Raw genomic sequence first — 15,519 nt, forward strand, 5'->3', positions numbered from 1 at the left:
TGTTGTAGGCTACCATAAGCTCGCCTGCCCCAGCTTCCGAGCCGTCAGGTTAGCGATGAGGAGCAGCAGTACGGAGAGGACCGATTTGAACAGGCCTGCCGCCGTGGCATACGAGAACCGCTGGTTGATGATGCCCATCTGGTACACGTAGGTATCGATGACTTCCGCATAGGGCATCAGGATGCCGTTGTTGAGATTCTGCGTCAGAAGCAGGATATCCTCGAACCCGGCATTCAGGATATTGCCCACGCCCAGGATCAGGAAGATGATGATGACCGGAGCGATGCTTGGGAGCGTAATGAGGAAAATCTGCTTGAACCTGCCGGCTCCATCCAGGGAGGCCGCTTCATACAACGCGGGATCGATCCCCGCGATGGCTGCCAGGTAGACGATGGAGCCGAAGCCGATCTCCTTCCACACCCCTGTCGACACAAGGATGGCCCAGAAGTATTCGGGCACCGACATCCAGTTCACCGGCTGGTCGATCAGGGAGAGCTGCAGGAGCAGGCCGTTCACCGGTCCGCCGTCCACGGCCAGCATCGAGAAGACGAGGCCCGAGACCACGACCCAGGAGATAAAATGCGGAATGTACGTGATCGTCTGTACGATCCGCTTGAAGGCCATATGGGCCACTTCGTTCAGCATCAGGGCGAGCACAATCGGAGCGGGAAAGCCCACCGCCAGCTTCAGCAGCGAGATGCAGAGCGTGTTGCGTAGGATCAGCCAGAATTCCGGCGACTCGAAGAACATCCGAAAATGCAGGGTGCCCACCCAGGGGCTCGCGGCAAAGCCGGTGAACAAATCATATTCCTTGAAGGCCAGCAGCACGCCCCACATCGGAATATAGCTGAAAATAATAAGGAACACAATGGACGGCAGAATCATCGACTGGTAATCCCACTGCTGCACGAATCGCTGCCATACTCCCGGTTCCCGCCCTGCAAGCTTGCCCGGCGCCTTCGTTGCGGCTCCCGGGAGGCGGGTGCTCCTGGCGGTTTTCATCTCTCACATCACCATCTCTATTTGTATTTATCCTTATGGTACGGGATGGCGCGCATGCATTCTAGGACACCGATTAACGATTCTTTGACTTAATCAACGGGAAACACGCAGCGCATAGCATGAGGGGCGCAGCAAAAAGCACCGGGCAGAACGCGGATGGCGCTCTGCCCGGTGCTGGGCCGGTTGAAAAAAGGTGACGGATCTTAAGATTTCGTGCCGTATACCTCAAAGTCAAAGAGAGAGTAGCCGAACGGCAGCGCGCGGGCCGTGCCGAGCAGGCGGACATAGCGTCCTTGGCCCGTTACAGGCACATCGTCCACGCCCCCGTCACCTGCTGCGGTGACGAACACATCCTTGCCCGTCCAGTTGTTCGGGTCATCGGAGATCTGCAGCTTGTAGCCCTTGGCGTACGCCGCTTCCCAGTTCAGCTTGATCCGGCTTACATTGTACGAAGCGCCGAGATCGACATAGATCCATTCGGCATCATTCCATTCGGAAGCCCAGCGGGTAGCCGGATTGCCGTCCGTTGCCTGTGAAGCCGCATAGCCGGCCTCCGAAGACGAAGCGACCGCCGTCTTGTTCAGCGCCACATTGGCGGAGGGTTGCAGCGTGCCGCCGCCGCTGTCCGTCATCGGATTCACGGAGACGAGCGACTTGGGAGCGACGGTAGCCGTGCCGGTCACGCCGGAAGCGTTACGGAACGTGACGGTTACCGGGGCATCCGTCGGATTCCACACCTGCGCCGTGTACGTGGTGCCCTTTTTATACACGGTAGCCGACGACCAGCCTGTAGCCCAGACGTCCTTGGTCCGCTGGCCGAGGGAGGCCAGGGCGTGAACGAAGTAATACGTATTGAACGCCTCGTTCTGCTGCAGTACGGACGAATCCCATTTGGCCAGGACCGCCTGCGGATCGCTCAGCGCCTGGATCGGCCAGACGATATGCTGCCAGTCCGTCTCCGGACCGCCGTTATCGGTGACGAAGCCTTGGTACAGCGACGACGCCTTGGCCGGGTCGAACCCGTAGCTTGTCAGGTACTCCGAGGTCGGGAGCCAGTGAATCCCGTAGACATAGACCGGGTTGCCGTTGAAGAACGTGCCGAAGAACTGGGACGAGCCGTAGATCTGCCCGACCGACTTGTGCTTGTACTCCGGAATCCAGTTGTCGTTATCATAGTTGAACCAGTACTGCTCCACCGCCTTAAGCTCCGTGGTGAAGCCCCAGATCGCGGCGTCGCGGTAAGTCTTGTTGCCCTTCAGGATGCTCCACATGTACTGGCCGACCCAGCCGAAGAGGGACTCGCCGGCCGCTTCCTGGTTGTTGCCGTTATCCTGGTCGGCATAGCCGCCCGCCCAGGAGTGGCCCGCATACGGATCGAAGCTGCGGAAGAACGGATACTGGGCATCCGTACGGGACGGGTTCGCATAGTCGCGGATGAGCTGCTCGACCATACCGCCGTAGCGGGTCTCGAAGTCTTTGTCATACGTAGCGAGTACGGCCGACGCGAAGACGAAATAGCCGTACGTGAAGTGGTGGTCCGTAATGCCTACGTTTGCGCCGAATTCGCTGTTCTTGTAGTACATCGTGCCCCAATCGTCGTTATAGTACATGAAGTAGCTGGGCTCTCCTTCGGTATACGTGTACCAGTCCGTCAGCGCCGTCTTCAGGCGGGCTAGGAACTTGGACTTGTACGCCGTGTCGCCGATCTGGTCGGCGATCAGGACGCCCATGGCGAGCGGGTGCAGCGTCTTGCCCTGCCAGTAGGCATCGGCCTTCATGAGCTCCTCTGTCGTATCCGTCGACTGGTCGAGGATGCCGAGCTGCTGGATGAGCTGCTGGCGGGAGTAGCCGCCGTCGTTCGGCTCCGTGAACTGCGGCACGATGCCGTAGAACTTGTCGCTCGTCTTGAAGCTGTTGCCTTCGCTGACCTTCAGCGTCCCCCGGATGGACGGGTACGTCAGGTCCGTCAGCGGTGTAGACGCAATCTTCCACTGATGCGGAGCGAGCGTCATCAAGGTCGTGTTCGGGAAGCCTGAGCGCTTCAGCGCCGTGGTCGTATTGAAGGTCGTCTCGACCTGTGAAGTCGACTCGTTGAACGTGTAGCCCACCTTCGTATCGGTTACGAAGGCATACCCGTGCTGGTAAAAGTAGTTGAGCTTATCGGGCGATGGGAGCGCTGCCAAAGACAAGTAGTTCTGGCCGCTCGGCAGCGTGATCTTGATCTTCGGCCCCACCCGCTTGAACACCGTCCCCTCCGGAGCGTTCAGCGCATAGTAGCGCTTCACCTGCTTCGGATTCGGAGCACCGTCCGTGTTCGTGACTTCGATACCGATGTGGTCGGCCGTCAGGGTCGCCCCGTCCGCCCCCAGCACAGCCGCGTTCGCATCATTGAACAGTCGCGTAATCGCCGGCGAATAGAGCTCGGCCGATTTCGGATCGCTGAACTGGGCATAGATGTAAGGCGAGCCCTTCACGAAGGTGACCTTCATCTTGTCCTCGGATGCACTGTCGCTGAGCACCGTATCCACGGAGTAGTCACCGTACGAAACTACGCGATTGGACATCGATGACGTATTGATGTTCGAAGCCATCAGCGTCAGGTCGAAGTTCATGCCGGTTTCAACGGCCTTGCCGTCGGAGGTAATCCAGCCGCTCCCCGGCGTCAGGATGCCGAGTCCCTGGGATTGGAACTTGGACTTCAGCGGCAGCGTGATGATGCCGTTCCCCAGCTTGTTGATGAACAGCGACTGCCACCAGTCGTTGGAAGCCAGCGGCTTCTGGAGGCTGTCCGACTTGTACAGCGGGTACTTCGGCTGAGGCATCGTGATGTCATTGCGCAGGTAGCTGCCGGAGCCTTCCGTCACCACCGACTTGGTCGGCAGCGGCGTGATCGGGTAGACCGGCTTCGGGTCCCCGTTCACGTAGTCATACACCAGGAACTCAAAGAGGGAGTAGCCGAAGCTTGTCGCCCTGGAGATGCCCTGCATCCGCACATAACGGCCCGTCGCGTAGACCGGGATATTCTGCACCCCGCCCTGGCCTTTCATCTCACGGTAGATCGTGGTCCACTGATTCCCGTCCTCCGATACCTGCAGATCGAAGGCCCGTCCGGCCGCCGCTTCCCAGTCGAGAATAATACGCCCGATCGTGCGCTGGCTGCCGAGGTCCACCTGGTAGTATTCGTTGTCCGTCGGTTTCGAGGACCACCGGGTCTGGCGGTTGCCGTCCACGCCGTTCTCCGGCAGGGTCGAGCCCGGCGGCAGGTAATCCGCCTGCTCGTAGGACGATACCTTCACCGGCCGGTTCAGTGCCACGTTCGGGCCGAGATTCACCGGCGGCGGATTGACCCCGCCCGTGCCGTACACCTCGAACTCGAGAATGGAATAGCCGTAATTCGAGAGCGCCCTCTCCGTGCCGAGCACCCGGACGTACCGGCCTGTACCGGTCAGCGTCACCTCGTCCACGCCGCCGTCCCCGGTTGTCGTCGAGTACACATCGGTCCAGTTCGATTCGTCATTCGATACCTGGATCTTGTACGACTTGGCATAAGCCCCTTCCCAGCGGATAACTACGCGGCTGATCGCTGCCTGAGCGCCGAGATCCGTATAGATCCACTGCGGGTCGGCACCCCACTGGCTAGACCAGCGGGAGGACGTAGAGCCGTCCACCGCCAGGTCCGGCGAGTTGGCCCCTTCCACGGAAGAAGCGTAGACGGTCCGGTTCTGGGAGAGCAGGTAAGGATCAGCTGCACGGGCAGACTGCGGAACCGAGAGGGACAAGGGACTCAGCGCCGTCAGCAGCGCAAGAGTCGATAACACGGAGCGCTTCGCTCCCCTTATGGACGATTTGCGGTAGTTCTTCAATCTTTTCTCCTCCTCATGCCGTGTATAAATCTTGCTTGCTTAACACATGCCCTACGATAGCGGGCTGACATTCCTCCCTTTCGCTGAGCTAGTACCATCATACAAATGGCGATGGGGATTGAACACGTCAGAAATCAACGATTGCTAGTACTTATTAATGATCCTGTTCTTCTTCTCCGTCTGCCCCGTCCCAGGCCGCCAGCCCCTTCTTCAACCGGTAACCATCCCCTGGGCAGATGCATACCCTGCCTAGGTAGATACCCATGAGCCATCCCGTTGATTTCCAAAAGAAAGGCAGGAACCCCAGATGCCGAAGACGCCAGACGTTGACTTCACGTCGCCGTCCGCACAGTTCTTTTTTGACCTCAGCCAGGACCTGTATTTTCGCAAGGACGCCCGGAATTACATTAACCGCCTGTCGATTAAAGATCTCAACACCCTGGGCAGAACCTCGCTGCTCGACATTTACCTCGATACCGGGAATGTCGTCGAGCCGCATATTCACCAGAACGCCTCTGAGCTCGTGTACGTTATCGTCGGCTCTGCCGTGATCTCGCTGATCAATCCGTTCACCAACGAGCTGTTGAACTTCCCGGCAGGTCCCGGGCAGGTCGTCAACATTCCGCAGGGCTGGTGGCATTACGAGGTCGCTTCCACAGACGGCACGCACCTGCTGGCGATCTTCGACTCCCCGGTTCCCGAGGCGATCTTCGGCTCGGACATTCTCCGCCTGACGCCTCCCGGCGTCTGGGCCCATACGTACGGCCTTAATCAAGCCCAGGTGTCTGCGGCCCTCGCCCCTATTACCGGCACGACGATCATCGGTCCGCCTCTCCCCGGCCAGCAGACCACAACGCCTATGCCTTACGTCCCTTACGGCGCCGCCCCCCGTCAGCCCGTGCAAGCGGAACAGGCGGCCCACTACCAGCGCCCGGCCTATCCGTCCCCTTATTTGCCGCAGGGATACGGCTGGCCTTATTCGTATTAGAGCAATGGCTCCAGCGGCAGCAGTCCGCCCTGGGTACTTTAGGTTCCGGAGCAGCACAAATACCCTTGGATTCCCATCCTATCCAAGGGTATTTGTCCCGCACGTTTCTGCCTGGCCGCCGCCTTAGATCTCAGCCGCCGCCGTCCTGGCCGCCCCCGCGCTGGATTCCCGGTACATAACCTCCCCGGCGATCAGCAGCTTCTCCGTCGCATCCTGGTCCTTGCCCACCCGCTCGAGCAGCTTCTCCACGGCGCGGGAGCCCATAAGCTCCTTCGGCACGTTCACCGTCGTCAGAGAGGGAGAGATCTGATACGATCTCTCGATGTTGTCGAAGCCGGTCACGGACACTTCCTGCGGCACCTTGACCCCCATGCGCTGCAGCACCTCGATCGTATCCAGCGCAATCGTATCGTTCGCACAGACGAGGGCCGTAGGCAAGGACGTCCGGCGAAGATCCTCCAGTGCCTCCCCGATCTGTCCGGTGAAGCCCTCGTACCCCTCCAGCCGGATCAGCAGCGAGGCCGGCGAGTCGGCCGCCAGCCCCTGCTCTTCCAGCGCACTGCGGAAGCCGGTCCACCGGTCGTAGAAGCTGCGCGAGTAGCGGGGATCGCCCACAAAGAGCAGATGCTTGTGCCCGATGCCGATCAGGTAATTCGTCAGCCGGTGCATCGAATCATAGTTATTCACGAATACCGTATCCGATGGAATCAGCCCGTCTTCATGATCCACGAGAATGAAGGCAAGACCCAGGCGGTGGACTTCCAGCAGGACGGAGCTCGAGATCTCCCCGACCCCGATCAGGCCGAGAATGCTGCTCGGGTTCAGCGCCTGCAGGAAGTGGTCCGCGCTCTGCTCCATCACGATCATCATACCGAGCCCGGCCGCTTCCAGCCTCGCCGAGATCCCGTCCAAGATCCGCCCCCAGTACAAGGATTCCTTCGTCTGGAACCGAACGTTCGGCATCAGTACGAGGACGGACTGCTTTGTCCCTCCCTCCTGCGGCGATTCCGCCGGCTTCGGAGGGAGATAGGGGTTCATTTTACTGAAATACCCGAGCTGCGACGCCGCCTTGATCACTTTCTCCTTCGTCGCCTCGCTGACCCCGCCCTTGCCCGACAAGGCCTTGGACACCACGAATTTGGACACGCCCATATAATCCGCAATCTGCTGCATGGTTACTTTTTTTGCCATCCGTCTGCACCAACCCATACTCTATCGATGTTAAGATAGTTCATTATAACACGGTTAGCCAAACAATCCTAACAAAATAGAACCTTGATTCTTTTCAGCCCACGTGCACAAGCTCCTCTGCGGCGGCGGTCCGGTTGCGGCCGTTCCGCTTGGCGTGATAGAGCGCCTGATCCGCCCGCTCGAATACCTCGCCGAAGATTTGCCCATGCCTCGGACAAGCGGCGGCTCCGATCGATACGGTGATCGGGTTGCCGGTCGGCGAGACCGAGCACTCCATCCGGCTGCGGATCCGCTCCGCGAGGTGGAGTCCCTCCTCCAGGCCCTTCCCCGGCAGCAGGACCACGAACTCTTCCCCTCCGTACCGAAAGGCAAGGTTCTCCTCGCCCGCCTCCAGATTCAGGATGCGGGCCAGATGCACGAGCGCCTCGTCCCCCATCTGATGCCCATAGACATCATTGACCGATTTGAAATGGTCGATATCCAGCACCAGCAGCGAATACAGATGGTTTCCGGCCGCATCCTCAGCCACCCGCTCCTCCAGACACGCCCGGTTGGCAAGCCCCGTAAGCGGATCGGTCCTTGCCTGCTCGCTCATCCGGTCGGCCCGATGCTGCAGCGCGCCGACCGCCCATGTCATCGCCTGCGCCAGATGATGCGCCTCATAGTTCCAATGTCTCGTGAACGGCGGGTCGACCATCCGTCTTCCGGCCGATATCTGGCGGGCGACAGCCGTCAGCGATTCAAAAGGTGCCGCCAGCTTCCGGGTGACCCACAGGCTCAGCAGCAGCATAAGGGCGAACAGGGGAAGCATCCATGCCAGCTGTGCTTTAATCAGCATGCCCTGGGCCTCATCCACCACCTTTGCCGGAGACTGGTATACAATCCCCCACCCTACTTTAGGGATCACCAGGTATCCGGCCAGCACTTCCGTTCCTTCGATATTGCGAACAGAGGCATAACGGACGGCCCCATTCGGGAAGGTCCTCCGCAGCACCTCCGGCGCGATCACTTCATCCCCCCGTCCTGCGTCGGGATTCAGCAGCACTTGACCGCCCCCGTCGACTAGGTAAACGTACGTCCCATTCTTGCTCTTGCTCGCATGCTCGAACAGATCGCTGAATACGTTCCTTTCCTCGAGATCGATGACCCCCCCAATGATGCCCAGCCGCATCCCCTCATCTCCTATGAGCGGATGCGACAGCAGGACCGAACGATGGCCGTCAGCCGCCGTGAAGGGCTCGGACACGAAGGGACCCTGCTGCTCCACAGCCCGCCTTACAGCCGGCTCCGCGGCGGCTTCGCCCTTCCCCGTCCGCATCTTCAGACCGGGCGTAACCGCACAAAGAATCCCCGCCGGGTCCGCGAGGATCGCTCCGCTAAACATGCGCCGGCCTCCGAGCATCGCGCCGACATACTCGGCCTGCCGCTCCAGCGGACCGCCCTGCCCGCCGATCACCTTGGCCGCGGACCCCAGGTCGCGCAGCATGAGATCGATAAGCGTATCCATGGCTACGTTGAGATTGCGCGCTCCTTCGAAGTTCGACTGCAGGATCGACTCGGTCAGCGAATCGTTCTGTTTGCTCAGCGCCACTCCCGTCAGAATAGCGGTAGTTCCTGCCAGTGAGAAGGCCAGCAGCCCGATCAGGAGCACATGAAATTTGATATGGCCCCGTCTTATTTGCACCCATCCGGGCATTCTGTCACACTCCTACATGTTCACAAACTCGCTGGCCACTCTTTTCGACACGTTTTCCCACATTTCCTGCCATGGTTCGACAACATTTTTATCATCTTGTGAAAGGATGGTCTCAGAGGAGCAAGGAAAGACCGAACTTATTCCACTTCGTTAATGAACGGAAACAGCAGCTTCTGATTTTCCTTCGTGAACATATTGCTTCTGGTAATGCTCACCGCCCCCGTATCGATTCGGGGCTCCACGACGCCTCCCGCCGAGGCTTCCACGGCCGTCTTGATGGCCAGATACCCCATGTTGAACGGCTTCTGCACGACGATGGCCTGCAGAATGCCCTCTTCGAGATAGGCGATTTCCCTCATCGAGCTGTCGAAGCCGACCATCGGCACCCTCGGGCTCTCCGGCTGCTGCTCCTTCAATGCTCTGGCAGCTCCTACGGTGGAGGGCTCGTTCAGACAAACGAGCCCGCTCAGCTCCTTGAAGTCCCCGCTCTGCAGCAGCTCCGTGGTCATGCGGTAGGCCAGCTCTTCCTCGGCGTTCGTATAGAGGGTCTGCGCCACGATCATGCCCTTCTCCTCCAGGCTGTCCCTCACGCCTCTTTCCCGTTCCATCGCGGGGGTCGAGCCCCTGACAAAGCTCACCACCGCGACCTTGGCTCCCGGCTTCAGCAGCGCCCCCATGGAGTCGCCGACCAGCCTCCCGGCCGCGTAATTGTCTGTGGTGATCAGGCTTGCGGCCATCGTTCCACTCACCCCCGAATCGACGGAGATGAGCGGGATTCCCGCTTCCTTGATCCTGCGGCTTACCGGAGCCAGCCGGTTATAATCTGTGGCTGCCAGGACAATGGCTCTGGGCCTGCGGGAGATCGCCTCCTCGAGCAGGCGGATCTGCCCTTCGATCTCGGTCTCCGCCGGCATGCCGGCAACCTGCACCTCCACGCCGTACTCCTTGGCCGCTGCCGTGACGCCTTGATTCATCGCCTGCCAGAAGGCTACCCGCGGATCCGTCGTCTTGGGCACGAACAGAATCGGGCTGCTCTTGGCATCGGGACCCATGAACCAGCCATAGGCTCCGAGTGCCGCCGCAAGCACTAGCATAGCGGCCGCCAGCAGTCTCCACCCTTTTTTCACCCCGCGGTCCCTCCCTGATCCTCAAGCTCCGGAATCCGAATCGTCACCGCCGTCCCTTCCTCCAGTTCACTTACAAAATGAAGGCCATAGCCGGGTCCGAACGTAAGCTCCATCCTCTGATTCACGTTGTGTACACCTACGCCCGAGCTCGTGAAGCTGTCCGCTGCCCGACGGGGTTCGTTCAGAATCGTCCGCACCCGATCTTCAGGCATGCCGACTCCGTCGTCGGACACGGTCAGCTCGATGCCGTCCGGCGTCCGGCGGCCTGTGATGCAGATATGACCCGGCTCCGCTTTATGCTTGATTCCGTGGTAGATGGCGTTCTCCACAATCGGCTGCAGGACAAGTTTGGGGAGGCGGACGTGATGCAGGCACTCCGGCACTTCCAGGGTGTAGGTGAATTTGCGGCGGTAGCGGATCTGCTGGATCGTCAGATAGCTCTGGATTTGCTCCAGCTCTACGGTCAGGGGGACGAGCTCCTCCCCTTTGCTGATGCTCGAACGCAGCAGCTTGGCGAGCGCGGAGGTCATGCTCACGACGTCCTCCATTTTCCCGGTTTCGGCCATCCAGATTATCGAATCGAGCGTATTGTAGAGAAAGTGGGGCTTGATCTGAGCCTGCAGCGCTTTGAGCTCACTGACCCGCTTCTTCTCCTGTGCCTGCACAATCTGCTCCATGAGCTCTTGAATCCGGCCGATCATGACATTGAAGCTTCTTGACAGCTTGCCAATCTCGTTCGTGCTCTCAATCTCCACGCGCTGTCCGAAGTTCCCCTTCTCCGCCAGCTTCATATGGGATTCCAGCGCTTTGATCGGTCTGGTTAGGGTAAAAGACAGAATCACCGAGATCGATAAAGCGATGCCAAGGCAGAGGCTTCCCCAAAAGGCGGCGGACCCCTGCATGGCCCGCTTGTTGCGTGCGAGATCCTCCGGAAAGACGACGCCAACGATCTTCCATCCGAACCGGGTCGTCGACACGGTGTAGATTCTCCGGTCGGAGCCTGAGCCGAAGGTCAGCGTCCCGTCCGTGGATGCCAGAATCTCTTGCACCCGCTCCGTCTTCAGCCGGGTATTCAGGATCTGCTGCTGCGGATGATACACGAGATCGCCGGAGGGGGCCAGAATGAATACATAGCCCCGCCTGCCAAGCTGGATCTGCTTGCACAGATTGTCGATCACATTGTAATTCAGATCCACCAGCAGCACTCCCCCGCCCGCACCTCCACCCGAAGGCATGGTTCTGCTGATCGAAACGACCCACCGGTACTCGCCCCGGAACAAATTCTGAACATGCGAGGAAGTAATGGCCGCAGCCCCCTCCGCCTGCCGGGCATCCGTGTACCACTCCTGTTCCTTTACTTCGGAATAAAGCTTGAGATCGCCCCCGGCCCGGTCGGAGACCATGCCGCCCTGCCCGCCGACAAAAAGCAGGGAGGCGATGTCCTTGCGGGAGGTGACGACCGAGCGGAAATACTCGCTCAGACGATGTCCCAGCTCGGCCCCCTCCTCGCTGTCCTGGCGCGGTAAAGAGGCGTACCGCTTCAGCTCCCCGCTGCTTAGCGCAAGAGCCGAAATGCTCTCCATATTGTAGATGTACGTCTCGATATTGGTATGAACCTGCCGGACCAATTCCTTCGTATACTCCAGCGAGGTGCCGGTCACCGCATCCGCGGAGAGCCGGTAGGCGGTGAAGCTGAGGATGGCCGTGGTACAGAGGATCAGGGCGGAGAAGGCCAGCGCGATCTGAGTGTGGATACTCTGAAACTGAAAGAGCCGGACGCCTCTCATTCGGTCTCTCCGGCTTGTGTCCGGCTGCGGAACTCCTTCGGCGTCATGCCGGTATGCCTTTTGAAGATGACACTGAAATACTGCGGGTCAGGATACCCTACACGAGAGGCGATGTCGTAGGCCTTGAGCCCCGTAGCCGCCAGCAGCTCCTTCGCCTTGTCGATCCGCAGGCGGGTCAAATATTCCACGAAGGTGAGTCCGGTATGCTGTTTGAACAGGGCGCTGAAATAGCTGGTGCTCATATAAATATGCTGGCACACCCCCTGGAGGGCCAGGTTCTCATCCGCATACTGCTCTTTGATATAGGCTTCAGCGAGCCGCATTTGAGATTCGGCCTGGATGCTCCGCTTCTCTCCGAGGGAACAGATTACCCGGTGGCACAGCCCCTCCAGCCAAAGCTTCAGCTGGTCCAGTGTGCGGATCGCCCTCATCTCCTTGAACGGATCTTCCCCGAACACCTCCGCTTCCTCGAAGCCGGTCTCCGCCACCCAGTTCATCAGGGCCACCAGCAGCCTGTGCAGCATGCTGTAGCATTTCTCCACCGGCAGGCCGGCCGACCTCCATTCCTCAAGCCAAGCGGAGAGGACGCCGCTGATCTGATTCCCCTTGCCCCTCTTCAGCGCCGACAGCAGCTTCTTCTCCCACTCCAGGTAGGCCATGGAATGAAGGCTGCTTCCCCGCTCCACATCACTGATGCACAGAATCCGGTTGCTTCCGAGCAGCAGCCGGTAGTCCAGCGCCGAGCACGCTTCCCGGAACGATTCCGGGATCTGCGTCCATGCCGGGCAGGCTCTGCCCATGCCGATGGTCAGCGTGAGCTTGAGGTACTTCTCGACGCTGTACGCCGTGTGGCCGGCCAGCGTCTGGGCCAGCGGCCCGACTCCTTCCGGCGTGCCGCTGAGCAGCACACCGATCTTATCGTCCCTCGTGCGGAAGACCGCCCCGCCGTTCTCCTTCTCGAAGATTTCCTGGAAGATGTTGAACACGGCGAAGTGCAGCAGCTCGATATCCGCTCCGGCATCGGGATTGGTCTGGGAGCCTTGGGTCTGAGGGATCACCCTCGGGTCGATGTCGGCCGCGAGCGACAGAAAGGCCGGCCCGCGCAGCGGCAGTTGAAAATAGTCCAGCTTCCGCTCGATCTCCTCCTTCTTCATGACCGAGGTCGACAACCGTTCCAGGAAACGCTCCTTGAGCAGCGGGAGGCTCTGGTTGAGCTGCTGCCGAATGGCGCAGAGGTTCTCCCGGGACGCCCTCTCTTCATCCAGCTCGGCCTTCAGCCTGCCAAGGAAAGCTGTGAATTCCCGGCCATTGATCGGCTTCAGCAGATACTCGCTCACCCTGAGCTTGATCGCCTGCTTGGCATAGTCGAACTCTTCATAGCCCGTGATGATCACGATCTTCGTATCCCGGCACCTCTCCGCCGCGTAACGGCTCAATTCCAGCCCATCCATGAACGGCATGCAGATATCGGTGATGAGGACATCCGGCCGCAGCGATTCCAGAGCTTCGGCCGCATCCCTCCCGTTATCGTAAGCGCCAAGCGGCCGAAAGCCGCAGGCCGCCCAATCGGTCTTCTTCATGATGCCTTCCCTGACCTCATCCTCATCGTCCACCAGCATCAGCGAATACATTCGATCGACCTCTCCGCTCTCCAGAATAAAACACCGCAGCATGTAACCGCTTTATTCATTGTACAACGAATGCCCAAAGAGACAACCCCTTGCGGGACTGTCTCTGCCGGGTTATTATGCCGAGTTACAATGCCGGGGCTAGTTATAGAGCAGCGGCTTGATCGTGTCAGAGTCCATGTTGGTCTTATCGTACCAATGGAAGCCCGTATCGATGCTCTTCGGCACACTCTCGCCCTTGACCGCCATCGCTGCCGCCTTGACGGACCAATAGCCGATCCCGATCGGATCCTGGGTAATGGCCCCCGCCATCCGGCCGCTGCGGATCGCATCGATCTGCTGCTTGCCGGAGTCGAAGCCGATGACCACGAGCTTCTCCTTCTTGAGCTCGGCCGCCGCGTTGAGGACTCCGATCGCGGAGCCTTCATTGGCCCCGAAGAACCCCTTCACCCCCGGATGCGCCTGAAGAATCGCTTTGGCCAGGTCCGTGGACTTCAGGTGGTCCCCTCCGCCGTATTGAATATCGACGATGCTGATCTTCGGGTACTGTTCCTTGATCCGGTTCACGAAGCCGTCGCGTCGGTCGACTCCCGTACGGCTGGTCTGGTCATGGACGATCAAGGCAATCTCACCCTCCTTGCCGATCAGCTCCGCCATCTTATCCGCCGCCAGCGCAGCGGCGGCCTTGTTGTCCGTGGCTGCCGTAGTGACCGGAACGTCGCTTTCGACGCCGGAGTCAAAGCCGACGACCGGGATGTTCTGCGACTTCGCCTTCTGCAGCAGCGGAGCGACCGCTTTGCTGTCCAAAGCGGCCAGGGCGATCGCTTGTGGTTTTTTGCCGAGCGCGGCCTGCAGCATCTCGATCTGCTTATCCACCTGCGATTCGGACTCCGGCCCTTCGAACGTGATCTCCACCTGATACTCCTTGGCCGCTTTCTCTGCGCCCTGCTTGACTGCCTGCCAGAACTGATGCTGGAAGCCCTTCGAGATCACAGGGATGTATACTTTGCCGGCGGCTGCCGGCGCGTCCGCGGACTTCGCGGCTTCGGCCGGAGCAGGCACATTCGCCTGCTGGGTCCCGCCCCCGCTGCCCCCTGTGCTCCCGCAGGCTCCCAGAAGGACTGCCGCCATCACCGTCATCCCCGTAAGCGCAAGCCATGATTTTCGTTTGGCCATCGTCTTCTCCCCCTTGTTCTTCGCGTGGTTTATTCTACTCCGGCTGGAGTCCGTACCCTGGTCTCACTTCTTCCTGCGCCGCAGAATATCCGCATACACCGCAAGAAGGACGACGAGTCCGACGATCACGGTCTGCCATTCCTGTGGAACGGACAAGATGCGCAGGCCGTTGGTCAGGACGCTCATGATCAATGCGCCGATCACCGTGCCGAGGATCGAGCCTTGGCCTCCGCTCAGCGAAGTGCCGCCGATGACGACCGCTGCGATAGCCTCGAGTTCATAGCCCGCTCCCAGCGCCGGCTGCGCCGAGTTGAGGCGGGACGCCATCAGGATGCCGGCAATCCCGCTGAAGGCCCCGGTGATCGTGTAGATGATGATTTTCCAGAAATCCACGTTGACGCCGGACAATCTCGTCGCTTCCTCATTGCTGCCCAGCGCGAAGGTGAATCGGCCGATGATCGTCTTCGTCAGAAGAATGCTGGCGACAATCGCAAGCCCGAAGAAGATCAGCACCGCGTTCGGTATATCGGCACCCGGCAGGATGCCGCCGATGAGGGAACCCATGGAGATATCCATAAACTGAGGCGCATCGTTAAAATAAATCGGCTTCGTGCCCGAAATGACCAGCGATAAGCCCTTGGTGATCATCATCATTGCCAAGGTGGCGATAAACGGCGGAATCTTCATCTTGGCCACGGCCAGCCCGCTGATGAGCCCGCATACAGCTCCTGTGAGAATGCCCCCGATGATGCCGAGCGGCATTGGAAGCTGCCAGGTGGCGATGATCACCCCCGTCATCACGGAGGAGAACGTCATGACCGTGCCCACGGAAAGATCGATACCGGAAGTAATGATCACAAAAGTGGAGCCCAGTGCCAAGACACCGATGACCGCCGTAGAGAGGATGATCGCCACCAGGTTGTCGAAGCGGAAGAAATTGCTTGAGGCCAAAGAAAAAATAAGAACGAGCAGGATCAAACTGGCAAAAGCGAGTACTTTCTGCATCGCGCCTGCCCGGATCGAAGGCTGCCGTTGGATGGAAGCGACTTTCATGGGTAGAA

10 protein-coding genes are annotated in these 15,519 nt (G+C 59.7%); 1 reads left to right on the top strand and 9 read right to left on the bottom strand.

Annotated features, from left to right (window positions below; genetic code table 11):
- Positions 1-9: 9 nt before the first annotated feature.
- Together ACP26L_RS28110 and ACP26L_RS28115 are read right to left on the bottom strand one after the other, a co-directional pair.
- Entirely contained in the window at positions 10-1,002 is a 993-nt protein-coding gene (locus ACP26L_RS28110) for an ABC transporter permease (protein WP_426448408.1), read from the bottom strand.
- Positions 1,003-1,205: 203 nt separating this feature from the next.
- Complete coding sequence (locus ACP26L_RS28115) at positions 1,206-4,865, bottom strand: discoidin domain-containing protein (protein WP_426448410.1); 3,660 nt, start codon at positions 4,863-4,865, stop codon at positions 1,206-1,208.
- A gap of 307 nt (positions 4,866-5,172) precedes the next feature.
- Between ACP26L_RS28115 and ACP26L_RS28120 the strand changes: the two genes are divergently transcribed.
- Positions 5,173-5,853: a cupin domain-containing protein gene (locus tag ACP26L_RS28120; RefSeq protein ID WP_426448412.1), complete on the top strand. Its 681-nt coding sequence runs from the start codon at positions 5,173-5,175 to the stop codon at positions 5,851-5,853.
- Positions 5,854-5,976: 123 nt separating this feature from the next.
- On the opposite strand, the gene ACP26L_RS28125 is transcribed toward ACP26L_RS28120, so the two are convergent.
- The 7 genes from ACP26L_RS28125 to ACP26L_RS28155 all read right to left on the bottom strand — a co-directional run bounded on the left by ACP26L_RS28125 (position 5,977) and on the right by ACP26L_RS28155 (position 15,511).
- Positions 5,977-7,044 (bottom strand): LacI family DNA-binding transcriptional regulator, encoded by a 1,068-nt coding sequence (locus tag ACP26L_RS28125; RefSeq protein ID WP_426448414.1) that lies wholly within the window; start codon positions 7,042-7,044, stop codon positions 5,977-5,979.
- Positions 7,045-7,138: 94 nt separating this feature from the next.
- Complete coding sequence (locus ACP26L_RS28130; RefSeq protein ID WP_426448416.1) at positions 7,139-8,740, bottom strand: sensor domain-containing diguanylate cyclase; 1,602 nt, start codon at positions 8,738-8,740, stop codon at positions 7,139-7,141.
- 137 nt (positions 8,741-8,877) lie between these two features.
- Positions 8,878-9,867, bottom strand: a complete 990-nt coding sequence (locus tag ACP26L_RS28135; RefSeq protein WP_426448418.1) for a substrate-binding domain-containing protein — start codon at positions 9,865-9,867, stop codon at positions 8,878-8,880.
- On the bottom strand, positions 9,864-11,654 hold the full coding sequence (locus tag ACP26L_RS28140; RefSeq protein WP_426448420.1) for a cache domain-containing sensor histidine kinase: 1,791 nt from the start codon (positions 11,652-11,654) through the stop codon (positions 9,864-9,866). The genes ACP26L_RS28135 and ACP26L_RS28140 overlap by 4 nt, the downstream gene beginning before the upstream one ends.
- A complete protein-coding gene (locus tag ACP26L_RS28145; RefSeq protein WP_426448422.1) occupies positions 11,651-13,285 on the bottom strand; it encodes a helix-turn-helix domain-containing protein in 1,635 nt (544 codons plus the stop codon). The genes ACP26L_RS28140 and ACP26L_RS28145 overlap by 4 nt, the downstream gene beginning before the upstream one ends.
- Before the next feature lie 138 nt (positions 13,286-13,423).
- Entirely contained in the window at positions 13,424-14,458 is a 1,035-nt protein-coding gene (locus ACP26L_RS28150) for an ABC transporter substrate-binding protein (RefSeq protein WP_426448424.1), read from the bottom strand.
- 63 nt (positions 14,459-14,521) lie between these two features.
- Positions 14,522-15,511: an ABC transporter permease gene (locus ACP26L_RS28155; RefSeq protein WP_426448426.1), complete on the bottom strand. Its 990-nt coding sequence runs from the start codon at positions 15,509-15,511 to the stop codon at positions 14,522-14,524.
- Positions 15,512-15,519: the final 8 nt, after the last annotated feature.

Origin of the sequence: Paenibacillus sp. S-38, assembly GCF_049942825.1 — a bacterium.
In the GTDB taxonomy this organism is placed as follows: Bacteria; Bacillota; Bacilli; order Paenibacillales; family NBRC-103111; genus Paenibacillus_G.